This window comes from Variovorax sp. Varisp53, from assembly GCF_059491555.1.
In genome coordinates, this window is record NZ_CP168512.1 from 2,327,883 (window position 1) to 2,350,587 (window position 22,705).

The window sequence follows — 22,705 nt, forward strand, 5'->3', positions numbered from 1 at the left end:
CTCAGTCGCCCGCGCGGCCGGCGGCTTCTTTCGGGGCCAGCACGTGCTGCGTGTGCTGGCCCAGCGTGGGCGCCGCGAAGGGTTCGGGGCCGGGCGTGCGGCCGAACTTCACGGGACGGGTGAAGCCGCGGTACGAGCCCAGCGTAGGGTGCGCGAAGTTCGCGACCATGTCCTCGGCCAGCACCTGTTCGTCGTCGAACATGTCTTCCACCGTGCGGGCCGCGGCGCAGGGCACGTCCTCGCCGAACAGTTCTTCCCATTCGAGCGCGGTGCGTTCGGCCAGCGCGGCGCGAAGCTTCGGAACGATCTCCGCGAAATGCTGCGCGCGCTTGCGCACCGAGTCGTAGCGCTCGTCGCCGGCCAGCTCCTGCAGCCCGACCTTGGCGCACAGCGCTTGCCAGAAATGCGGCGTGTTGGCCGAGATGTAGATGTGCCCTTCACGGGTCGGGTGGATGCCTGTGATGCCGCCCGAACGCATGTCGCGCCCCACGTCCTTCGGCTCGCCCTCGGCCCACACCATGCGCGCCGACTGCATCGTGAGCGCCGAGCGCAGCAGCGACACGCCGACGAACTGGCCTTCGCCGCTCTTCTCGCGTTCGTACAGCGCCGAGGCCACGCCTGCGGCGACCAGCGCGGCCGCGTAGTAGTCGACCACCGAGCCGTAGATGATCTCGGGCGGCTCGCCGCGCTTGCCCTGCAGCGCGCACATGCCGGTCATGGTCTGCAGCACCTGGTCGTAGCCGGCCTTCTCGCGCAGCGGCCCCGTCTCGCCGTAGCCCGTCACGGCGCAGTAGATGAGGCGCGGGTTCACGGCCTTCAGCTGGTCGTAGGCAATGCCCAGCCGCGGCGGCACGCTGGGGCGGAAGTTGTGCACCAGCACGTCGGCCGTGCGCACCAGCGCCATCAGCGCGGCAAGGTCCTGCGGGTTCTTGAGGTCGAGCACCACGCCCAGCTTGCTGCGGTTGACGCCGACGAACGCGCGGCTCTCGGCCTCCAGCGACGACGGGTACTTGCGCAGGTTGTCGCCGGTGGGCGGCTCGATCTTGATGACCTCCGCGCCCTGGTCGGCCAGCAGCGAGCAGCCGTAGGGGCCTGCGATGTAGGCGCTCAGGTCGAGCACGCGCAGGCCGCTCAATGGCCCGGCGGGGCCTTGGCGGACAGGCAGGGACGCGTCGTCGGGGACGATGGTGCTCATGGGCTTTTCTTTCCTTCTTTCTTTCCTCAATCGGCGGTGATGTTCTGCTGCTTCGCCAGCTTCTTCCAGCGTTCCACGTCCTCGGCGATGACGGTGCCGAACTGCGCCGGGGTGAGCGGGGTGGCGATCGCGCCTTCGCGCAGGAAGTTGGCGGTGATCTCAGGCCTTGCCAGGATCTGGTTGACGGCTCCGTTCAGCTTCGCGACCACATCGGTCGGCGTGCCCGCCGGTGCCAGCAGGCCCCACCAGAGTTCGAACTCGTAGCCGGGCACGGCCGTTGCCATCGGCGTGAGATCGGGGGCAATGGGGCTGGGCTTCAGGCTGGTGATGCCCACGGCGCGCAGCTTGCCGGCGCGCACCATCGGCAGCAGCGAGGGGCCGCTGGAAATCAGCAGCTGCGTCTGGTTGCCGACCAGGTCCGTCACGGCCGGGCCCATGCCCTTGTAGGGGATGTGCGCGATCTGCAGGTCGCCCACCTTGGCCTTGAGCAGCTCGGTGCCGAACTGGTTTACGCTGCCCGAGCCCGACGAGGCGTAGTTGTACTGGCCCGGCTTCGCCTTGATGGCGCCGATCAGCTCGGCCGGCGTCTTCGCGGGAAACTCGTTGTTGACCGCGACGATGAACGGGCCCTTGGCGAACATGGCCACGGGCGCGAGACCCTTCACCGGATCGAAGGGCAGCTTCGACTGCACGGCCGCGTTGGTCGTCATGCTGGAGGACACGGCCACGAGCGTGTAGCCGTCCGGCGCCGCCTTGGCCACCTGGCCGGTGCCGGTGTTGCCGCTCGCGCCGGGGCGGTTGTCGATGATCACGGGTTGCTTGAGCGCATCGCCGAGCTCCTTGGCGACCTGGCGCGCGAAGGTGTCGTTCGAGCCGCCGGCGGGGTAGGGCACGACGATCGTGATGGCCTTGGTGGGGTAGGTGGCCTGTGCGAGCGCGGTTCCGGCGAGTGCGACGGCCGAGGCCACCGCGAGCGGACGAAGGAATGAAGGGATACGCATTTTCTTGTCTCCGGTTCTTTTCGAATAGGGAAGCTCAGCCGGGCAGCAGCCCCAGGCTCAACTGGTCAGCAGCCCCAGGCTCAACTGGTCAGCAGCCCCAGGCTGCGTGCGCTCTCGACGATGGCGCGCGCGCGGATCACGAAGGGGATGTCGATCATCTTTCCGTCCACCACGTAGGCGCCGGCGCCCTTGGCATCGGCCTCTCGCGCCGCCTCGACCACCTTGCGGGCGTGCGCGATTTCTTCGTCGGTCGGTCGGAACACTTCGTTGGCGATGGCGATCTGGCTCGGGTGGATGCAGGTCTTGCCGAGAAAGCCGAGGTCGCGCGCGAGCATCGCCTCGGCACGAAAGCCCTCGGCGTCGCGGATGTCCGAGAAGGCGCTGTCGTAGGCATACAGGCCCGCTTCGCCGGCCGCGATGCGCACCGCGAACATCGCCTGCCGGATCGCGGAGGGCTCGCGCCGCGTGATGCCCAGTGGCTCGAACAGATCGCCCAGCCCCAGCTGGAGCCCCGCCACGCGCTGATGCGCCAGTGCGAGCTCGGCGGCCGTGCGCAGGGCAGCGGGTGTCTCGATGTTCAGCAGCAGGCCGATGGGCGCGTGCGCACCGTTGGCCCGCTCCGCGCGCTCGATGGCCTCGGCCGCCGTGCGCACATGTGCGGGGCTCTGCGGCTTGGGCAGGTTGATCAGGTGCACGCCGGCCTGCGCCACCGCTGCCACGTCGCGCTCGAAGTGCGGCGTGTCCATGGCGTTGATGCGAACGATCAGCGTCTTGTGCGACGCGGCCGCTTCGCCGCTTTCGAGGAACTTGCGCACGGTTTCGCGCGCCTCGTCCTTGCGCGGCTCGGACACCGCGTCTTCCAGGTCGAGGCAGATGGCATCCGCCGCACTGGTCAGTGCTTTGGCGAACAGCTCTGGGCGGGTGCCGGGAACGAAGAGTTTGCTTCTCATGGATGCAGTGTCCGCAGTTCATGAGAGGAGAAAAACAGCCGTTCCCTGTGATCACATCGTAGAAAATCTATCTTCATGGAAACGGCCTACCTGCAAAGCTTTCTTCTGGTGGTGGAATCGGGCTCGATGTCGGAGGCCGCACGCCGGCTCGACCTGACGCCCGGCGCGGTGGCGCAGCAGATTCGCGCGCTCGAGCGCGAACTCGCCGCGCCGCTGCTCGCGCGCGCCGGCCGCACGGTGCAGCCGACAGAGGCGGGGCACCGGCTGGTTCAGCGGGCTCGCACGCTGCTGCGCGATGTGAGCGACATCAAGGCGATGCTCGGCAGCGAAGCGGCCAGCGGCGAGCTGGTCATCGGCACCATCAATACGGCCATCCACAGCCTGCTGCCGGACATCCTTGCGCGCTTCGTGAAGACGCATCCGGGCGTCAAGGTGTTCCTGCAGTCGGGCACCACCGCCACGCTCTACAAGGCGATGCAGCAGGGCGAGCTCGATGCGGCCGTGTGCCTGTATCCGTCGTTCGCGCTCGCGAAGACCTTCGACTGGGCGCTGCTGCGCGAGGAGCCGCTGGTGCTGCTCGCGCCCAGCCGCCTCGCGCGGCGCGACCCGCACGAACTGCTGCGCACCTCGCCGCTCATCCGCTACGACCGCAATCTCGGCGGCGGCAAGCAGGCCGACCGCTACCTGCGCGCCGCAGGCATCGTGCCGCAGGAGCGCTTCGAGCTCAGTTCGCTGCTGGCTATCGCGATGATGGTCGACCGCGGCCTCGGCGTGTCGATCGTGCCCGACATCGCATCGCCGTTGCTCGATGGGCAGCGCGTCGCCAAGATCGCGCTGCCGCTGCCTTCCGAGACGCGGCGCTTCGGCATCCTGTGGTCGAGGGCTTCACCACGGCTGAAGCTGATCCACGGCTTTGTCGAGAGCGCAGGGCTGGTCACGGCGGGAAAGGTCAATGGCAGCGGCTCTCGCACGCCGGTTGCGAGCTAGGTCGGCTCCATGCCGTGCCGGCGCTTGGCTTCCTCAGTGGCAGGCGAGGCGAGGTAGGCGAGCAGCGCGTCTGCGGCATCCGGCTTGGAGGCGTTCGCCATCGGTGCCGCGCTGAACACGGTCGTGATCTGGATCGTCGGCGGCAGCGGCCCCAGCAGCGCGATGCCTTCGACGCCGATCAGCTCGCTGAACTGCTGGAAGCCCAGCGAGGCTTCTCCCCGCGCGATCAGCGAGCCCACGGGCACGCCGGGCGGCGCCTGCACCAGCCGGCCCTTGATGGCGTCGGCGATGCCCCAGCGCTCGAACAGCGCGGCCAGCGCCACGCCGCTGGGGCCGGTCGAGCAGGCGATGACGGCGGCCTCCAGCACGGCACGCCGCACCGCTTCCTCCGTGGAGATGTCGACCCGCGCCGCGTTCGCGGCGACGGCCACGGCAACGCCGGAGCGCACCACGTCCGTCTTGCGCGATGCGTCCAGCTTGCCGGCCGCGCACAGCTTGTCGATGGCGTCCGAGGCGAGAACCACCACGTCGAAAGGCTCGCCGGCCGAAACGCGCCGTGCGGCATCCATGCCGCCCACCGCTTCGATGGAAACCGGCACGCTGCTCGCGCGTGTGTACGCCGCGGCAAGCTCCAGCAGCAGGCCTTTCGTGGCCATGGAGCAGATGCCCTTGATGGAATCCGGCATGGTCATTCGCGCCCGATGAGCCGGTCCGCGTAGGCCTGCCAGTCGCCCAGGGCAGTGCGGCTCGCTGGCAGCAGAGCGCTGGCGACCGCAGCCAGGCAGGCCTGGCGACGGGTGATGGCGGTGGTCACGGCGATCAATCGGGCTTGATGTTGGCTTCGCGGATCAGCTTGCCGTAGCGCGCTACGTCGGCCTTGAGCAGCTTCTCGAACTGAGCCGTCGGCCCCGGCAAAGGAGCGCCGCCCGCCGCGGCGAGCTGGTTGCGCACCTCGGGCGAGTCGATGGCCTTCTGCACCGCGTCGTGCAGCTTCTCGACCACGGGCTTGGGCAGCCCGGCCGGCCCGACGAAGCCGTACCAGACGCTGGCTTCGAAACCCGGGTAGCCCGACTCGGCGACGGTCGGCACGCCCGGCAGCACGGCCGAGCGTTCGGCGCTCATCACCGCCAGCACGCGCAGCTTGCCGGACTTGGCCAGCGGCAGCGCTTCGAGCGCATTGACCGCAACCACCTCCACGTGGCCACCGAGCACGTCGGTGAGTGCCTGCGCGCCGCCCTTGTAGGGCACGTGCCGCAGTTGCAGACCGGCCGTGTGCTGGAAAAGTTCCATCGCGAGATGCGGCGTCGAGCCGTTGCCCGGCGTGGCGACCGTCACGCTGCCCGGTTTTGCCTTGGCTGCCGCGACGAGGTCAGACAGGGTCTTGATCGCAGACTCCTCGCGCACCGTGAACACCACGGGCACGCGGCCGACCGAAGCCACCGGCGTCAGCTCGCGCTCCAGGTCGTAGGGCGCGGGCTGGAACAGCGAGGGGTTCACCGCCAGCGCATTGGCGGCCAGCAGCAGGGTGTAGCCGTCGGGCGGGCTCGTGATGACGGATTTGACCGCGATGTTCGTGGCCGCGCCGGGCTTGTTCTCGACGATGACCGGCTGGCCGAGGATGGCCGACATCCGCTGGCCGACCGAGCGCGCGATGGCGTCCACCGCGCCGCCGGCGCTGTAGCCCACGAGGATCTTCACAGGCCTGGACGGAAAGGCGTCGGCCGCGCGGGCCATGCCGAACTGGCCGGCCGCGGCCAGTGCGGCCATGCCGAGGGCAAGGCGGCGGGAAAGCAAGGTTTTCATGTTCGTTGTCTCCGGAATCGAAAGGGAGCGGCTCAGCGCGGCTGCGGTGCGGGGGCGCTGTCCCATGCCTGCGGCGCGGCGTCCTTGCCGGCCACCGAATACAGGGCGCCGGGCGCATTGCGGGTCTGCTGGAAGTCTTCCAGCGACTGGCCGCGCATCGCGGCGTAGATGTGCAGGTTCGACACGCCCACCACCGCGCCCAGCTTCTCCAGCATGAAGAAGATCACGCCGTACTGGATCAGGCCGCGCCAGTCGCGGTGGCGCACGAGGTCGCGCTCCCTGTCCGTCAGGTCGGCGGCCTCGAACGCGGCCTCCTCGTCGGCAAGAAAGGCGGCGCGGTGCGCGGGGCGCGTCATGCCGTGCAGGAACTTGTTGAGGCGGTAGGCGCGCACGCTGGTCTCGAGCGTGAACGGGTAGGTGCCACGTAGCGCTTCCACGCCGGCCAGTTCTTCCGCGATGCGGCGGCGGTGCCGTTCGACTTCCCCGGCCACGGGCGGGCTTGCGAGGTTCTCGTAGATGGCGGTGGCGATGCCTGTCATCGAGGGCAGGTAGTAGCTCTGGTGTGTCTTGCGCACGTTCGACGACAGAGCGCCGCGCATCACCAGCCACATGATGACTTCGGCGCCTTCCATGCCGCCGAGCGTTGCCAGTTCGGCCTGAGTCATCTCGGTCAGCCGCACCGGGTCGTTCTCGATCAGGTCGAGGAACTGCGCGTCCCAGGCAGTGTTGTTGAAGCCCGCGCGCTCGCCGTGCACCTGGTGCGAGAGGCCGCCGGTGGCGACGATCGCCACCTTGATGTCGTCCGGGTAGCTCTCGATCGCGCGCCGCAGCGCCTGGCCGAGCTTGTAGCAGCGCCGCGCCGACGGCACGGGCGACTGCAGCACGCCCACCTGCAGCGGGATCACCGGCACGGGCCATGCCGGCTTGTGCGGGCCCAGCAACGACATCGGCGAGAACACGCCGTGGTCCAACGCGCGGTCCTGGAAGAAGGACATGTCGAACTCGTCGGCCACCAGCGAGCGGCCGATGTGCCGCGCCAGTGCCGGGTGGCCCGCCAGCGGCGGCAGGTCGCGTGCGCCGCCGCCTTCGTCGGCCACCTCGTGCCGCTCGCCCACACCCAGCGAGAAGGCCGAGTAGTGGTCGAAGAAGAACGAGCTGACGTGGTCGTTGTAGATGAAGAAGAGCACGTCGGGCTTCTTCTCGGCCAGCCATTGCTGCACCGGCGCGAAGGCCTCGAAGATGGGCGCCCAGACCGGGTCCTGCTGCTTGTTCTTGTCGAAGGCGAAGCCGATGGTGGGGGTGTGGGAACAGGCGACGGCGCCGATGATCTGGGCCATGAATTCGCTCCTGCGCTCAGTGCGGCGCGATGACGGAAGGGGTGGGGAAAAAGTTCGGCATGGCTTCAGGTGCGAACCGGTTGGGGGCTGCCCGCGGAGCCGTCGTCGGCCTGCGCGGCCCGCGCCTTGAGCACCGCGGCCGCAGCCAGCAGCGCCGGCAGGGCCAGCAGCGAGACGATGGCGCCGAAGCCCCATCCCATCGTCAGCAGCACGCCGCCGAACATCGAGCCGACGATGCTGCCGAAGCGTCCCATGCCCAGCATCCAGCTGACGCCGGTGGCGCGCGCCATCGTGGGATAGCAGCCGGGCGCGAAGGCGTTGAGCCCCGTCTGCGCGCCGCTCATGAAGAAGCCGGCCAGCGCCACCAGCAGCGCGAGCGATGCCGACAGCGCGCCCGAGGTGCCGAGGCACAGGATGCAGACTGCGCCCGCCGCATAGGCGGCGGCGATGACGCGCGTCGGCGCGGTGCGATCCATGGTCCAGCCCACGAGGATGGCGCCCACCGTGCCGCCGATCTGGAACATGGCGGTCACCGTCGCGGCGGTCTCGATGGGAAGACCCGCGTCCTTGATCAGCGTGGGCAGCCATCCGGTCAGCAGGTAGATCACCAGCAGCCCCATGAAGTAGGTCGTCCACAGGGCGAGCGTCATCAGCCCGTAGCCGCGCGAGAACAGCACGCCGATCGGCTTCTTCGCCGCCACCGGCGGCTCGGCCGCGACGAAGGTAGTCCCGGCCGGGAACACGGTGCGGCAGATGCGGCCCAGCACGGCGGCAATGCGCTCGGCTGGCTGCCTGCGGACCACCATGAAGCGGGCCGACTCGGGCAGCAGGGCCAGCAGCAGCGGCACCAGCACCAGCGGCAGCGCGCCGCCCAGCACCAGCACCGAGCGCCAGCCGAAATGCGGAATGAGCCATGCCGCGGCGAAGCCCACCACGCCCGAACCCAGGTTGAAGCCGGTGAACATCACGGCGATCAGCAGCGAGCGCGAACGCTGCGGCACGTATTCCGACAGCAGCGTCGTCGTGTTGGGCATTGCCGCGCCGAGGCCCAGGCCGGTGAGGAAGCGAAGCGCCGCCATCTGCGGCAGGTTCTGCGCGAACGTGGTGGCGACGGTGAAGATGCCGAACAGGAAGACCGAGGCCGTCAGCACCGTCTTGCGGCCCAGCCGGTCCGACGCGGGGCCGGCGACCAGCGCGCCGAACACGAGCCCGAAGGGCGCGGCGCTCATCACGAGGCCGAAGGCGGCGCGCGACACGCCCCATTCCTGCAGGATGGAAGGCGCGAGGAATCCCATGATCGCGACGTCCATGCCGTCGGCCGCGACCACCAGGAAGCAAAGCACCAGCAGCAGCCACTGCATGGCGCTCATGGAGCGGGCGTCGATGAAGGCCTTGACGTCGACCTGAGCCGGATTGTTCATTGTTGTCTCTCGTTGTTTCGAACAGGGCGGCCGGTCTAGTCCACGTAGCGCAGGCCGGCCTTGGCGAGCGGCTCGCGCATGGCGTACATGTCCAGGCCCAGCTCGCCGGCCGCGAAGCGCGCGCGCTTGCCGGCCTCGTTGGCCTCGCGCGCCTCGGCGGCATCGGCCACGCGTGCGGCCAGCTGCGCGGGCACGACCACCACGCCGTCGATGTCGGCTAGCACCACGTCGCCCGGCTGCACCAGCGCGCCGGCGCACACCACCGGCACGTTCACCGAACCCGGCGTGGCCTTGATCGTCCCCTTGGAATGGATGGCGCGGCTGAACACGGGGAAGTCCATGGCGATGAGGTCGCGCACGTCGCGCACGCCGCCGTCGATCACCAGGCCCTTGCAGCCGCGCGCCTTGAACGAGGTCGCGAGCAGGTCGCCGAAGAAGCCGTCGGTGCTGTCCGCGGTGCAGGCTGCGACCACCACGTCGCCGGGCTGTATCTGCTCGGCCGCGACGTGCAGCATCCAGTTGTCGCCGGGCTGCAGCAGCACGGTGATGGCGGTGCCGCACATGCGGGCCTCGGGGTGGATGGGGCGGATGCGCGGCGCCATCAGGCCCAGGCGGCCCAGCGCCTCGTGCACCGTGGACACGCCGAAGCGCGACAGCTTCTCGACGGCGGCCGCATCGGCGCGCTCGACGCGCCGATGGACGACGCCCAGTTCCTGCAGGATGGGAGTGGCAGACATGTTCAGAGTCCTTTCTGCTTGAGTGCGCGGTCCAGGCGCGGGTACACGCGGCGCGCGTTGCCTTCGTAGATCTGGTGGCGGGCCTTGTCGTCGAGCAGCGGCGTGGCGTCGATGTAGCGGCGCGTGTCGTCGTAGAAGAAGCCGGTCTCGGGGTCGATGCCGCGCACCGCGCCGATCATTTCGCTCGCGAAGAGCACGTTGTCGACCGGAATCACCCGCGCCAGCAGGTCGATGCCCGGTTGGTGGTACACGCAGGTGTCGAAGAAGATGTTGTTGAGCAGGTGGTCTTTCAGCAGCGGCTTCTTCATCTCCTGCGCCAGGCCGCGGAAGCGCCCCCAGTGGTAGGGCACCGCGCCGCCGCCGTGCGGGATCACGAAGCGCAGCGTCGGGAAATCCTTGAACAGGTCCGAGGTAAGGCACTGCATGAAGGCCGTGGTGTCGGCGTTCAGGTAGTGCGCGCCGGTGGTATGAAAGCAGGCGTTGCAGCTCGTGCTCACGTGCACCATGGCGGGAATGTCGAGCTCCACCATCTTTTCGTAGATCGGGTACCAGTGCCGGTCGGACAGCGGCGGGCTCGTCCAGTGGCCGCCCGACGGGTCGGGGTTGAGGTTGATGCCGACGAAGCCGTACTCGTTCACGCATCGTTCGATCTCGGGGATGCAGCTGGCCGGGTCGACGCCCGGCGACTGCGGCAGCATGGCCGCGCCGATGAAGTGATCGGGGAACAGCTGGCTCACGCGAAAGCACAGCTCGTTGCAGATGGCGGCCCAGGTGGATGAGACCTCGAAGTCGCCGATGTGGTGCGCCATGAAGCTCGCGCGCGGGCTGAAGATGGTCAGGTCGCTGCCGCGCTCCTTCATCAGCCGCAGCTGGTTGCTCTCGATGGATTCGCGCAGCTCGTCGTCGCCGATCTTCAGCTCCGAGACCTTGGGCATTGCCGATGGGGCGGCAATGCCGGCGATCTGCCGGTTGCGCCAGGCTTCGAGGGCCTTGGGCGCGGTCGTGTAGTGGCCGTGACAGTCGATGATCATTCGCAACGCTCCGGAAGGTATGCAGGGGGTGCTTCAAGCATGGAAGAAGTCTGTGCCGCGGCGGCCCTGCGTGGCGTGAGTTAGCGTTGCTCTGCCATCATTCTTTTTTATTGAATAGGGTTAACCCTTGAATATGAAAATGCGCAAATGAGAGGGAAATACCGCCCGTGAACCGAAAACCCGCACATCACAAAGTTATCGAGCACACCGACAGCGTGGCGCTCGGCATCAACCTGCGCCACCTGCGCGCGTTCTCGGCCGTGGCCTCGGCCGGGAGCATTGCCGCGGCTGCCGAAGCGCTGTTTCGCGTGGCGTCGGCGGTGACGCGCTCGATCCTCGACCTGGAGGCCGCGCTCGGCAGGCCGCTGTTCGACCGGCGCTCGCGGGGCATGGCGCTTAACGCCTATGGCGAGCTGGTGCTGGTGCGTGCGATTCGTATCGAACGCGAGTTCGAGGAGGCGCGAACGCAGCTGGTGGCGCGCGGCGGCATCGATGGCACCGCCGACGTGCATTCGCTCTTCACCTCGATCCTGAACGGCAGGCGGCTCGCCGTGATCGCGAGCCTCGCGGAAAAGCGCAACATGCCCGCTGTCGCGCGCGAGTTCGGCATCACGCAGCCGGCCATCAGCAGCGCGCTGAAAGACCTGGAAAGCGGGCTCGGCATCGCGCTGTTCAACAGGAATGCGCGCGGCCTGTCGGCAACGCCGGCGGGCGAGATCGTGGCCTTCTATTTCAAGCGCGTGCTGTCGGAGCTGCGGCACATCGGCCCCGACATCGCGGCCAGCGAAGGCACCCTGCAGGGCAGCATCACGGTGGGCGCGCTGCCGCTCGGGCGCACGCAGATCCTGCCGCTGGCGATCGCGTCATTGTTCGCACGCCATCCGCGACTGCATGTCTCCACCGTCGAGAGCCCGTACGACGCGCTGGCCGCGTCGCTGCGCAGCGGCGACATCGACTTCATCCTCGGCGCACTGCGCAGCGCCGGTGAAGCGAAAGACCTGCAGCAGGAGCCGCTGTTCGAAGACCGCATCTCGGTGATCGCGCGTGCCGGCCATCCGCTCGCGCGGGCGAAGCGCATTGACTTCAGGATGCTGCGCGAGGCGAGCTGGACGCTCTCGCGCCATGGCTCGCCGTCGCGCGAGCTGCTGGAGCGCTTCTTCTCCGATGCGCGGCAGGCGCCGCCGCTGCCGGCGGTGGAAACGGGCGACCTCGCCGTGCTGCGCGGGCTGCTGCTTGAAAGCGACATGCTGACCGCGATCTCTGCGCATCAGCTGCGCTACGAGATCCGCGACGGCAGCCTCGTGGTGCTCGATTTTCCGCTCGAGGAAACCCGGCGCCAGATCGGCCTGACGCAGCGCATGGGCGCGTTCCCTTCGCCCGGCGCGCGGGCCCTCATGGATGAGATCGGCAAGGTGGTGGCGGGGTCGCCGGATTTCCGCCTGCCGAAGGGGCGGAGATAGCACGTGCGGCGTTGAAGCCGAGGCAAACGCCGATGGCGATCATGCCGGTGACTGCGAGCATCGCCGCGGTGTGGACGCCGACGGCCGCGAGCGCCAGCAGCAGCGAGCCCGACGCGGTGATCTCGCGGGCCGCCGGGGCGCCGCTCATGCACAGCGGGATCAGCGCCGGCACCAGCATCAGCCCCGCGCCGTGCGCGGTGGACATCATGAAAGACCAGAGTGCCAGCCCGGCAATCCCGGTCGCTGCCCGCGCATGCCTTGCATTGCGGCGCCGCAGGTGATGCACCGCGACGGCGACAAGAAGCCCGCCCGCCAGCACCTGCAGCATCACGCCGTCCATCGACAGGCCAAGCGCCACCGCGGCGGCGACGAGCGCGACCGATGCGGCGTGCCCGATGGCGATCGGCAGCAGGGCTCGCAGCGCCTGCCTCCGGTCGCGCGACCGCACGCCCCAGGCGGCGGCGAACATCCAGCCGGTGGTGGGGTTCAGCCCGTGAAGGGCGCCGACTCCCGCGACCGCCAGCCATGGCCAGAGGCTTGCCATGATGTCGTCTCCACGCGCCCGGGCCGCTCGCGCTTCAGCGGTGCTCCGAGCAGCACGACCCGGCAGCCTTCGCATCGGGCTGCGGTTCGTACAGATCGTGGTGTCGCACCCATTCCATCTTGTAGGGCACGTCGCGCTCGCCGCGGCCCTCCGGCACGAGGTCCATCAGGTTGTACGCGCCCATCATCACTTCCACGCCGCGGCCGAAGGTCGAGTAGGTGTGGAACACCTCGCCCGCGTCGTCCTTGTAGAACACGCTGATGCCGGGTGCTTCCTCCTGCGGGACGGGCTGCATGCCGTAGTTGTAGTAGACCTCGCCGCCAGCGCGGTCCTCGGGCGTGAAGCTGACGTGGAAGTCCCGGTTGAAGTCGCTGCCGTTCGACGACACCCAGTTGAACTGCCAGCCCATGCGCTCGCGAAAGCGCGCGATCTCGGCCAGCGGTGCGCGCGAGATGGCGACCAGCGTGATGTCGCGGTGCGCCAGGTGCACGTTCATGCCGTCGGTATGGTCCGCCATGAAGGAGCAGCTCTGGCAGCCCTGCTCCCATCCGGGACCGAACATGAAGTGCTGCACCAGCAGCTGGCGCCGGCCTTCGAAGAGTCCGGCGAGCGTGCGCTGGCCGGCGGGCGTGTCGAAGAGGTAGTTCTTCTGCACGCGCTCCCACGGCAGTGCGCGGCGCTCGCGGGCGATCTGGTCGCGCAGGTGCGTGAGCTCCTTTTCGCGCGCCAGCAATGCCTTGCGCTCGGCGAGCCATCGTTCGCCGGACACGACGGGATGGTTCGCGAGGCCCGGTTCGATGGCGGGGTTCCTGGTGGTGGTGGCGAGGCCGGTCATGTCAGTGCTCCGTAGGGTTGTGGGGACGGCGAACGGCGCGGACCTTTCCGCTCTCGCCGCCGCCGGCATAGAAGAGGTCGGCCCCGTCGGATTCGAGCCCGCTCACGCCGACGCCGCGCGGCATCTCGAGCCGCTCGAGCACGGCGCCGCTTTGCGGGTCGATGCGGCGGATGTCGCTTTCCTCGGCTTCCCAGGTGGCGTGCCACAGTTCGCCGTCGACCCAGGTCACGCCGGTGACGAAGCGGTTCGACTCGATGGTGCGCACGATGGCGCCGGTCTCGGGGTTGATCTGGTGGATCTTGCGGTCGCGGTATTGCCCCACCCACAGGCTGCCCTCGGCCCAGGTGAGCCCCGAGTCGTAGCCGTGGCCGGGCGTGGGGATCGACGCCAGTACCTTGCCGGTGGCGGGGTCGATCTTGTCGATGCGCGACTCGGCGATCTGGTAGAGGTGCGTGCCGTCGAAGGCGGTGCCGGCGTCGCAGGCGGTGTCGAGCGTGCGCGTGGTCTCGCCGCTGGCGGGGTCGAAGGCCACCAGCTTGGTGCCGGTGGCGGCCCAGACGCGCTGGCCGTCATGGGTCACGCCGGCGATGCTGCTGGCACCGGCGAAGGGGCCATACTCGCGCACGATCTCGGCCGGCCGCACCGTGGGTTGGGTTGTGTCCTTGCTCTTCCTGCTGGTCATTGTTGGCTCCTGTAGCGCCGTGGATCGGTGCCTGGAGACAACTTTATTCAAACGGCAGCGCAGCGGGGAGTAACAAGATCGTCGTGAATCCCGCCAGCGGCGGCGACAGCCAGCGGCGCGCCCGCGTCTGGCCGATGGAGCGCACCCGTCCTTCGGCCTCCAGCTCGGCGAGGGCGCGCTGCACCGTGCGCTGGCTGGCCCCGAGCGCCAGGGCCAGTGCCGAGGTCGACCACGCTGCACCGTCGGACAGCAGCGCCACCAGCGAGGCCTGGTCGCCGTCGATGGGCGGCGCCAGCAGCGCGACGGTGCGCTCGCCATGCGGCCTGAGCACGAAGCCGCGCGGCGTGGCCTCGATGCCCGCCAGCGTGGTGGCGAGCGCGCGCAGGCGGCCGATCTCGACCCGCAGCCGCGCGCGATGCGTTTCGTCGGGGCGGTGGGTGCGGAAGGCGGATGCGATCAAGGCTTCGCGGTCGACGTCCGCAGGCCACGCTTCTGCCAGCGTGCGTGCCAGCGTGAACAGGATCGGCCGGCGAGCCAGCGGCAGCCATGCGTCGCCAGCGCCCAGGCCCCGGCGGCAGGCGTCGACCACCAGCGCGTTCGAGGCGAGGAGGGCGGCCACTTCGTCGAGGCGCAGTGCCTGCTCGCCATCCGCGAAGAGGCGCCGCGCGGCGGGTCGCTCGAAGGCCGCACGCGCTTCCGCCACCTCGGCCAGCAGCGCAGGCACGCGCGCGCGGCCGGCCGCTTCGTGTGCGCGGGCGAGTGCGGCCTGGGCCCGGTCGATGCGCAGCGAGCGCAGCGCCAGTTCGGCCGAGGTCAGTTCGGCCACCGCCCCCAGCGCTGGCGGCAGGCCGCGCGCATCGAGGTGCACCAGTGCGGCGGCGGCTTCGTCGAGGCGGCCGAGCAGCAGGAGCCGGCGCGCCGCGATCAGCCGCGCCTGCAATGCGTTGGCGTGATCGTCGTGCGCCTCCAGCGTGGCCGCCGCCGCCGTCAGCGGGCGCGGGGAGCCGCCGAGGTCGCGCATGGCCAGCGCGACCTCGGCCTCGGCGACGATGCAGCGGGCGCGCGACAGCTCTTCATGGGCGCCGAAGTCTCGCGCGGCGCGCCGCAGCAACTCGCGCGCGCGGGGGTGTTCTCCGAGCTGCGCCATGGCGATGCCGCGCAGGGCCAGCGCCGGCGGATCGTCGCGCAGGGCGATCCGCTTGAGGGCGCCGAGTGCATCGCCGGCGGCAAGGGCGCGGGCGGAGGCGGCGATGAGGGAATCCATGACGACAGGTTACCTTGAGGGGGAGACCGCAGGACGACGACGTTGACGGGGCCGGCAGGCGCGGCCACCATGGCGGACCGTCGCGGGTGCCCCACCAGGCGGCGGAATCGTCGGGGAGGGCTGGCCCGCTCAGGAACGGAAGATCAAGGTGCCGTTCGGAGCTTTCAAGGAGATCCCATGGCTGAGAGCGACAAGGTGTTCGCGGGCTCGATCCCGAAGTTCTACGACACGCTGATGGTCCCCCTGATCTTCGAGGCCTATGCCGCCGACATGGCGCAGCGCGTCGCTGCCTTCTCGCCCGGCTCGGTGCTTGAAACGGCCGCAGGCAGCGGCGTGGTCACGCGTGCGCTTGCGCCAAGACTGCGCGCCGACGCGCGCTATGTGGTGACCGACCTCAACCAGCCCATGCTCGACTATGCCGCCGCCCGCCAGGGGCCCGACGACCGCATCGAATGGCGGCAGGCGGATGCGCTCGGCCTGCCGTTCGCAGATGCCTCGTTCGATGTCGTTTGCTGCCAGTTCGGCGCGATGTTCTTCCCCAACCGGGTCGCCGGCTACGCCGAGGCGCGTCGTGTGCTGAGGCCTGGCGGGCGCTTCGTCTTCAATGTCTGGGACCGCATCGAAGAGAACGCCTTTGCCGACGACGTCACCAACGCCGTCGCCGCGATGTTTCCGAACGACCCACCACGGTTCCTTGCCCGCACGCCGCACGGCTATCACGATGTCGCACTGATCCGCGAGGATGTGAGCCGCGCAGGGTTCACCGACATCGAGATCGAGACGCGCGAGGAGGTGAGTCGCGCGCCCTCGGCACGCGAGGTCGCCACCGCCTATTGCCAGGGAACGCCGCTGCGCAACGAAATCGAGGCGCGCGACGCCAGCTTGCTTCAACTCGCGACGGACCGCGCAACGCAGGCGATCGCCAGCCGCCATGGCGAAGGCCCGGTGGCCGGCAAGATACAGGCGCACGTGATCGTTGCGAAGGGATAGCAGAGGTCCCGGCGCAAGGCTGTTGCAAGCGCGAGCGGTCAGCCGTTCATGATGCGCGCAAAGATGGCCTGGTGCAGCCATCTCGGTGTTGTCCACACCATGGCTGCGGCAGCCTTGTTGTTGAAGCCTGGAACAACACTCATACGGCCCGCATGCAGCGCACGAATCCCCGCCCGCACGACCGGTTCCGGCTTCATCATCAGAAGCTTCAGCGCAAACGTGATCTTCTGCTTGGCGGCCTGTGCGAATCCGGTGTCCGACATGCCTGGGCACAGCGAGGTTACGGTCACCCCGTCACGCTTGAACTCGCGGTGCAACGCATCGCCAAGGCGCAGCACGTAGGCCTTGGCCGCGCCGTACACCGCCATGTTCTCAACGCCGTAGTACGCCAGCAAGCTGGCGACGAGCAGTATCTTTCCACGGCCCCGCCCGCGCATGTCCTGGCCGAAGAGCCTGGTCATGGCGGTAAGGCTCGCAATGTCGAGCTGCACCATGTCCAGCGCGCCATCTATCTGCGTATCGAGGAACGGCCCCTGCAGGCCGTGGCCGGCGTTGTTGATCAGGATATCGACGGCGATTGCGCGGTCGCGAAGGCGCGCGTGCAACCCGGTGACTGCGGCCACGTCCGACAGGTTGACCTGCTCCACCACGACTTTGACGCCGTATTTCCGGTGCAGCGACTCGGCCAATGCCTGGAGCCGGTCGAGCCGGCGTGCAACCAGAACCAGCGGGTGTCCCTTTGCCGCATATTGCCTTGCGAACTCTTCGCCAAAACCGCTGGAGGCGCCGGTGATGAGAACCCATGAGTCGTCGTTGGTAGCCATGATGTTTGCCTTTTGAAATCACAGTGAAGCTGATGCGATGGTCGGCATCGTTGCTTTCTGGCAAGATTGGAGACCATTGGTCTGCAATATAGCAGACCAGCGGTCTTTTGATGAAGGTATTGTTGAATCACCCCATGAACTCACCGACCTCTTACGTGCGCGCCCGCTCTGCCGAGCAGAAGGAAGAGCGCCGCCGTCACCTGCTGGCCACCGCCCGGGAGATGCTGCGCCAGAGCCCCACCGTCCTCGATCTGGGGATCAACGAACTCGCGCGCCAGGCGCAGATGACCAAATCGAACGTCTACCGGTACTTCGAAAGCAGCGAGGCGGTGCTGATGGATGTGCTCGTCGAGGAATTCGTGGGGTGGCATGCCGAACTCGGCGTGGAACTGGCTCGTGGCGGCAAGAGGAGTTCGACCATCGAACACATCGCCCGCGCCTTCTCCTCATCCATTGCCGCTCGGCCGCTGCTCTGCCGGCTGACCAGCATCCTGCCGTCGATCCTCGAGCGCAACGTATCGTTCGAACGCATGGTCGAATTCAAGCGCAACCTGCTCGCAGTGCGGCAACAGACGGCGCAGGATTTTCATGCTCGCCTGCCCACCGTGCCGGTGCAGGCCTTCGAAGGTCTGGTCCGGCACGCGCTGCCGCTGATCATCGGGCTATGGCCCCTGAGCAACCCGGCGGAGGTTTCGGCGCAGGTGATCGAGCAACCCGGCCTCGAGAGCCTGCGCTACGACTTCGAGCAAGACCTCGAACACGCATTGCTGGTATTGATGCGGGGATTGGCCACCAAGGCATAGCCCGGAGCGCTGCGGGATTCCACCAAGGCCGTGCGCCCGCCAGTGCGGCGCATACTGGCGGCAAAGCCGCATGCCGGCCCCTCCGGGGTCGAGGGAGGCTTGCCAGGAGACACGCATTGCAACGCACCAACATTGCAGATCCGGCCTACTTCCACAAGGTTGTCGATTGCCAGTACGCCTGTCCGTCGCACACCCCCGTCCCTGAATACATCCGCATGGTCGCGCAGCGCCGCTACGGCGACGCCTACATGATCAACTGGGTGTCCAACGTCTTTCCCGGCATCCTGGGGCGCACCTGCGACAGGCCCTGCGAACCTGCTTGCCGGCGCGGGCGGGTGGAAGAAGGCAACACGAAGGAACCCGAGCCGGTGGCGATCTGCCGCCTCAAGCGCGTGGCGGCCGACATGAAGGAAGACGTGCGCGCGCGCATGCCGAAGCCCGAACCGAAGAACGGCAAGCGGGTCGCCTGCGTCGTTGCGGGGCCGGCCTCGCTCACCGTGGCGCGCGACCTCGCGCCGTTGGGCTACGAAGTGACGGTGTTCGACGGCGAGGCCAAGGCCGGCGGGTTCATCCGCACGCAGATACCGCGCTTTCGCCTGCCGGAGTCGGTCATCGATGAAGAGACGGGTTACATCCTCGACCTGGGCGTCGAATTCCGCAGTGGCGAGCGCATCGATTCGATGAAGGCATTGCTGGCGCAGGGATGGGACGCGATCTTCGTCGGCTGCGGCGCACCGCGCGGGCGCGACCTGGACGTTCCCGGACGCCGGGAGGCAGCGGCCAGCATCCACATCGGCATCGACTGGCTGAACTCGGTGTCCTTCGGCCACGTCAGCAGCATCGGCAAGCGCGTGATCGTGCTGGGCGGCGGCAACACGGCGATGGACTGCTGCCGGTCGGCACGCCGCCTGGGCGGCACCGACGTGAAGGTCATCGTGCGCAGCGGCTTCGACGAAATGAAGGCCTCGCCCTGGGAGAAGGAAGACGCCCAGCACGAAGGCATTCCGATCATCGACTTCCATGTGCCCAAGGCCTTCGTGCACGAGGAGGGCAAGCTGCTGGGCATGCGTTTCGAAATCGTCCGGGCCGAATACGACGCCCAGGGCCGCCGTACGCTGGTGCCGACGGGCGCGCCGGACGCGTACTTCGAATGCGACGAAGTGCTGGTCGCGGTGGGCCAGGAAAACGCCTTTCCGTGGATCGAGCGCGACAGCGGCATCGACTTCGACAAGTCCGGCTTGCCGGTGCTCGAGAAGAACAGCTTCCAGTCGACGATACCCAACGTGTTCTTCGGTGGCGATGCGGCCTTGGGGCCCAGGAACATCATCACGGCCGTGGCCCACGGGCATGAGGCGGCAGTGTCGATCGACAAGCTGCTGCGTGCCGAACCGGTGTATGTCCGGCCCGCGCCCATGACCAACCTGGTGTCGCAGAAGATGGGCATCCACGAATGGAGCTACGGCAACGACACCTCCAACGACCTGCGCTACAAGGTGCCGTGGGCCAAGGCCGAGATGGCGCTGGCGAGCATCCGCGTGGAGGTTGAGCTTGGCTTCGACGCCGCCACCGCCTTCAAGGAGGCCGAGCGCTGCCTGAACTGCGATGTGCAGACCGTGTTCACCGAGGCCGCCTGCATCGAATGCGATGCCTGCGTGGACATCTGCCCGATGGACTGCATCAACTTCATCGACAACGGCGATGAAGCCGAACTGCGGCCCCGGCTCAAGGCGCCGGCACTGAACCTGGCGCAAGACCTATACGTCTCCGGCGGGCTCAAGACGGGCCGCGTGATGGTTAAGGACGAAGATGTCTGCCTGCACTGCGGCCTGTGTGCCGAGCGCTGTCCCACCGGCGCGTGGGACATGCAGAAGTTCCTGCTGAAGATGACGCCGGCAGGGCAGGGGGTGGCCGCATGAGCATGAAGCAGATAGAGGCGGTCAACGACTTCGTCATCAAGTTCGCCAACGTCAATGGTTCGGGTTCGGCCTCGGCCAACGAGCTGTTCGCCAAGGCCATCCTGCGCATGGGCGTGCCGGTGAGCCCGCGCAACATCTTCCCGAGCAACATCCAGGGCCTGCCGACCTGGTACGAGGTGCGCGTGACCGAGCAGGGCCATCTTGGGCGGCGTGGCGGTACCGACATGATGGTGGCGATGAACCCGCAGACCTGGGACGCCGACGTGGCCGAACTGGAGCCCGGCGGCTATCTTTTCTACGACAGCACGCGGCCGCTGCCGCCGTCGAAGTTCCGCGACGACATCCGCGTCATCGGCATGCCGCTGACGGAGATCTGCAACGCGGTCTACCAGGACCCGCGCCAGCGCCAGCTGTTCAAGAACATCGTCTATGTGGGCGCGCTGGCGATCCTGCTCGGCATCGAGCCGGAAGTGGTCGAGAAGCTGTTCGGCGAGCAGTACAAGGGCAAGGAAAAATTGTTGGCCTCCAACGTGCAGGCACTGCACCTGGGCTGCGACTTCGCGCGGGAGAACCTGCGCGAGCCCGTGGGGCTGCAGGTGCGGCGCGCCGACGGGGTGGGCGACCGGATCTTCGTGGACGGCAACAGCGCCGCGGCGCTGGGCTGCGTGTATGGCGGCGCCACGGTCGCGGCCTGGTATCCGATCACGCCGTCGTCCTCGGTGGCCGAGGCCTTCCAGAAGTACTGCACGAAATTCCGCGTGGACCCGGCCACCGGCCAGCACCGCTTCGCCATCGTGCAGGCGGAAGACGAACTGGCCTCGATCGGCATGGTGGTCGGCGCCGGCTGGAATGGCGCACGGGCCTTCACGGCGACTTCGGGGCCGGGCATTTCGCTGATGGCCGAGTTCATCGGGCTGGCCTACTTCGCCGAGATCCCGATCACGCTCATCAACGTGCAGCGCGGCGGCCCTTCCACCGGCATGCCGACGCGCACGCAGCAGGCCGACATCCTGTCCTGCGCCTATGCCTCGCACGGCGACACCAAGCACGTGCTGCTGTTCCCCGAGGACCCGCACGAATGCTTCGAGCAAGCGGCGGCGGCGCTGGACCTGGCCGATCGGCTGCAGACGCCGGTGTTCCTGATGACCGACCTCGACATCGGCATGAACCAACGCCTGTGCGAGCCCTTCGCCTGGGACGACAGCAAGGCCTACGACCGCGGCAAGGTCATGAGCGCGGAAGAACTCGAGGCGGGCCGCGACTTCGGCCGCTACAAGGACGTGGACGGCGACGGCATCCCGTGGCGCACGCTGCCGGGTACGCACCCGACCAAGGGCAGCTACTTCACGCGCGGCACGACGCGCGACGCCTATGCCCGGTATTCGGAGCGCGGCCCCGACTACATCTACAACATGGAGCGGCTGCTGAAGAAGTTCGCGACCGCGGCCACGCTGGTGCCGCAGCCGGTGCTGCGGCCTGCCGCCCAAAAGACGGCGCTCGGCGTGATCTATTTCGGCTCGACCAGCCCGTCGATGCACGAGGCGCTGCAGGCGCTGGAAGAGCGCGGCATCCACCTCGATGCACTGCGGCTGCGCGCCTTTCCCTTTCCGGACAGCGTGGTGCAGTTCCTGGCGCAGCACGACAAGGTGTTCGTGGTCGAGCAGAACCGCGACGCGCAGATGCGCAGCCTGCTGGTCAACGAACTGGACGTCGACCCCGCCCGGCTCGTGCGCGTACTGCATTTCGACGGCACGCCGATCACCGCGCGCTTCATCGTGCAGGCGATCAGCTCGCACGTGCAGACGCACGCATCCGGCAGCACCGGCACGAAGGAACTTGCATGACCTATCTCGCCAAGCCCCGGCTGCGCCATCCGACGCTGACCACCAACAAGGTCGGCTACACGCGACGCGACTACGAGGGCAAGATCTCCACGCTGTGCGCCGGCTGCGGCCACGATTCGATTTCCGCCGCCATCATCGAGGCCTGCTGGGAGCTCGATATCGAACCGCATCACGTGGCCAAGCTCTCGGGTATCGGCTGCAGCTCCAAGACGCCGGACTATTTCCTCGGTGCATCGCACGGCTTCAACACCGTCCATGGCCGCATGCCCAGCGTGCTGACCGGCGCCAACCTGGCCAACCGCGACCTGCTGTACCTGGGCGTCTCGGGCGACGGGGATTCGGCGTCCATCGGCCTGGGACAGTTCGCCCACGCCATGCGGCGCGGCGTGCGCATGGCCTACATCGTGGAGAACAACGGCGTCTACGGCCTGACCAAGGGCCAGTTTTCGGCCACGGCCGACCAGGGTTCCAGGAGCAAGAAGGGCATCGTCAACAGCGACAGCCCGGTGGACCTGGTGGCCATGGCGCTGCAACTGGGAGCCAGCTACGTGGGGCGGGGCTTTTCGGGTAACAAGGCGCAACTTGTGCCACTGATCAAGGGTGCGATCAGCCACGGCGGGTCTGCCTTCATCGACGTGATCAGCCCCTGCGTGGCCTTCAACAACCACCCCGGCAGCACCAAGAGCTACGACTACGTGCGCGAGCACAACGAGGCGGTGAGCCGCATCGACTTCATCAGCGGGCGGGAGGAAATCACCGTCGACATGGGGGCGGGCGAAGTGGTGGACGTGCGCCAGCACGACGGCACGCTGCTGCGCCTGCGCAGCCTGCATTCCGACTACAACCCCGGCGACCGCTATGCCGCAATGGCCTACATGCAACGGCACCAGGAGATGGGCGAAGTGGTCACCGGACTGCTTTATGTCGATCCGCTGGCCACCGACCTGCACACGGCGCTCAACACCAGCGACCGGCCGCTCAACGCGCTCGGGCCGGCCCAGCTGTGCCCCGGCGCCGAGGCGCTGGCGCGGCTCAACGACTCCTTGCGCTGAGCGAAAGCCGGCGGCACCATTCACGCTAC

At 68.2% G+C, this 22,705-nt stretch carries 22 protein-coding genes; 7 read left to right on the plus strand and 15 right to left on the minus strand.

All coding sequences use genetic code 11. The features are described 5' to 3' along the window. Position 1: 1 nt before the first annotated feature. The 3 genes from ACEOAB_RS10810 to ACEOAB_RS10820 all read right to left on the minus strand — a co-directional run bounded on the left by ACEOAB_RS10810 (position 2) and on the right by ACEOAB_RS10820 (position 3,146). Positions 2–1,195: a CoA transferase gene (locus tag ACEOAB_RS10810; RefSeq protein WP_413748855.1), complete on the minus strand. Its 1,194-nt coding sequence runs from the start codon at positions 1,193–1,195 to the stop codon at positions 2–4. Between the two features lie 26 nt (positions 1,196–1,221). Further along, positions 1,222–2,196, minus strand: coding sequence for a tripartite tricarboxylate transporter substrate binding protein (locus tag ACEOAB_RS10815; protein WP_413748854.1), 975 nt, complete (start codon positions 2,194–2,196; stop codon positions 1,222–1,224). An 80-nt stretch (positions 2,197–2,276) separates the two neighbouring features. Beyond that, entirely contained in the window at positions 2,277–3,146 is an 870-nt protein-coding gene (locus ACEOAB_RS10820; protein WP_413748853.1) for an HpcH/HpaI aldolase/citrate lyase family protein, read from the minus strand. A gap of 75 nt (positions 3,147–3,221) precedes the next feature. Here ACEOAB_RS10820 and ACEOAB_RS10825 point away from each other — a divergent pair, with 75 nt between their 5' ends. Further along, positions 3,222–4,133 (plus strand): LysR family transcriptional regulator, encoded by a 912-nt coding sequence (locus ACEOAB_RS10825; protein ID WP_413748852.1) that lies wholly within the window; start codon positions 3,222–3,224, stop codon positions 4,131–4,133. On the opposite strand, the gene ACEOAB_RS10830 is transcribed toward ACEOAB_RS10825, so the two are convergent. From ACEOAB_RS10830 to ACEOAB_RS10860, 7 genes are all read right to left on the minus strand, one after another. Continuing rightward, a complete protein-coding gene (locus ACEOAB_RS10830) occupies positions 4,130–4,789 on the minus strand; it encodes a substrate-binding domain-containing protein (RefSeq protein WP_413748851.1) in 660 nt (219 codons plus the stop codon). The genes ACEOAB_RS10825 and ACEOAB_RS10830 overlap by 4 nt on opposite strands. A gap of 32 nt (positions 4,790–4,821) precedes the next feature. Continuing rightward, positions 4,822–4,947, minus strand: a complete 126-nt coding sequence (locus tag ACEOAB_RS10835; protein WP_413748850.1) for a hypothetical protein — start codon at positions 4,945–4,947, stop codon at positions 4,822–4,824. Positions 4,948–4,952: 5 nt separating this feature from the next. Beyond that, positions 4,953–5,936, minus strand: a complete 984-nt coding sequence (locus tag ACEOAB_RS10840; protein ID WP_413748849.1) for a Bug family tripartite tricarboxylate transporter substrate binding protein — start codon at positions 5,934–5,936, stop codon at positions 4,953–4,955. A 32-nt stretch (positions 5,937–5,968) separates the two neighbouring features. After that, positions 5,969–7,273 (minus strand): gallate dioxygenase, encoded by a 1,305-nt coding sequence (locus ACEOAB_RS10845; RefSeq protein WP_495653712.1) that lies wholly within the window; start codon positions 7,271–7,273, stop codon positions 5,969–5,971. Between the two features lie 65 nt (positions 7,274–7,338). Continuing rightward, positions 7,339–8,694 (minus strand): MFS transporter, encoded by a 1,356-nt coding sequence (locus ACEOAB_RS10850; RefSeq protein WP_413750562.1) that lies wholly within the window; start codon positions 8,692–8,694, stop codon positions 7,339–7,341. Between the two features lie 35 nt (positions 8,695–8,729). Next, a complete protein-coding gene (gene ligK, locus ACEOAB_RS10855) occupies positions 8,730–9,431 on the minus strand; it encodes a 4-carboxy-4-hydroxy-2-oxoadipate aldolase/oxaloacetate decarboxylase (protein ID WP_413750563.1) in 702 nt (233 codons plus the stop codon). Between the two features lie 2 nt (positions 9,432–9,433). Next, positions 9,434–10,462 (minus strand): amidohydrolase family protein, encoded by a 1,029-nt coding sequence (locus tag ACEOAB_RS10860; protein WP_413750564.1) that lies wholly within the window; start codon positions 10,460–10,462, stop codon positions 9,434–9,436. A gap of 167 nt (positions 10,463–10,629) precedes the next feature. Here ACEOAB_RS10860 and ACEOAB_RS10865 point away from each other — a divergent pair, with 167 nt between their 5' ends. Next, complete coding sequence (locus tag ACEOAB_RS10865) at positions 10,630–11,922, plus strand: LysR family transcriptional regulator (RefSeq protein WP_413750565.1); 1,293 nt, start codon at positions 10,630–10,632, stop codon at positions 11,920–11,922. On the opposite strand, the gene ACEOAB_RS10870 is transcribed toward ACEOAB_RS10865, so the two are convergent. From ACEOAB_RS10870 to ACEOAB_RS10885, 4 genes are read right to left on the minus strand one after another with little or no spacing between them, the layout of a single operon-like run. Continuing rightward, the gene (locus ACEOAB_RS10870; RefSeq protein WP_413750566.1) at positions 11,855–12,466 is read right to left on the minus strand and encodes a hypothetical protein; all 612 of its coding nucleotides are present in this window, start codon (positions 12,464–12,466) and stop codon (positions 11,855–11,857) included. The genes ACEOAB_RS10865 and ACEOAB_RS10870 overlap by 68 nt on opposite strands. 34 nt (positions 12,467–12,500) lie before the next feature. Beyond that, positions 12,501–13,301 (minus strand): DUF899 domain-containing protein, encoded by an 801-nt coding sequence (locus tag ACEOAB_RS10875; protein ID WP_413750567.1) that lies wholly within the window; start codon positions 13,299–13,301, stop codon positions 12,501–12,503. Between the two features lies 1 nt (position 13,302). Further along, positions 13,303–13,983: a Vgb family protein gene (locus tag ACEOAB_RS10880; protein WP_056599644.1), complete on the minus strand. Its 681-nt coding sequence runs from the start codon at positions 13,981–13,983 to the stop codon at positions 13,303–13,305. Positions 13,984–14,026: 43 nt separating this feature from the next. Continuing rightward, positions 14,027–15,247 carry a helix-turn-helix domain-containing protein gene (locus ACEOAB_RS10885; RefSeq protein WP_495653713.1) on the minus strand — a complete coding sequence of 407 codons (1,221 nt, stop codon included), beginning with the start codon at positions 15,245–15,247 and terminating at the stop codon, positions 14,027–14,029. Between the two features lie 177 nt (positions 15,248–15,424). Between ACEOAB_RS10885 and ACEOAB_RS10890 the strand changes: the two genes are divergently transcribed. Beyond that, positions 15,425–16,237 carry a class I SAM-dependent methyltransferase gene (locus tag ACEOAB_RS10890; protein WP_413749925.1) on the plus strand — a complete coding sequence of 271 codons (813 nt, stop codon included), beginning with the start codon at positions 15,425–15,427 and terminating at the stop codon, positions 16,235–16,237. Between the two features lie 38 nt (positions 16,238–16,275). Here the strand turns inward: ACEOAB_RS10890 and ACEOAB_RS10895 are convergent, their stop codons facing one another. Further along, a complete protein-coding gene (locus tag ACEOAB_RS10895; protein WP_413749926.1) occupies positions 16,276–17,061 on the minus strand; it encodes an SDR family NAD(P)-dependent oxidoreductase in 786 nt (261 codons plus the stop codon). A 134-nt stretch (positions 17,062–17,195) separates the two neighbouring features. Between ACEOAB_RS10895 and ACEOAB_RS10900 the strand changes: the two genes are divergently transcribed. From ACEOAB_RS10900 to ACEOAB_RS10915, 4 genes are all read left to right on the plus strand, one after another. Beyond that, entirely contained in the window at positions 17,196–17,864 is a 669-nt protein-coding gene (locus ACEOAB_RS10900) for a TetR/AcrR family transcriptional regulator (RefSeq protein WP_413749927.1), read from the plus strand. A gap of 116 nt (positions 17,865–17,980) precedes the next feature. Further along, a complete protein-coding gene (locus ACEOAB_RS10905; protein WP_495653714.1) occupies positions 17,981–19,780 on the plus strand; it encodes an FAD-dependent oxidoreductase in 1,800 nt (599 codons plus the stop codon). A 2-nt stretch (positions 19,781–19,782) separates the two neighbouring features. Continuing rightward, positions 19,783–21,624: a 2-oxoacid:acceptor oxidoreductase subunit alpha gene (locus tag ACEOAB_RS10910; RefSeq protein ID WP_413749932.1), complete on the plus strand. Its 1,842-nt coding sequence runs from the start codon at positions 19,783–19,785 to the stop codon at positions 21,622–21,624. Next, entirely contained in the window at positions 21,621–22,676 is a 1,056-nt protein-coding gene (locus tag ACEOAB_RS10915) for a 2-oxoacid:ferredoxin oxidoreductase subunit beta (protein ID WP_413749929.1), read from the plus strand. Before ACEOAB_RS10910 ends, ACEOAB_RS10915 begins: the two co-directional genes overlap by 4 nt. The last annotated feature ends 29 nt before the right edge of the window (positions 22,677–22,705 follow it).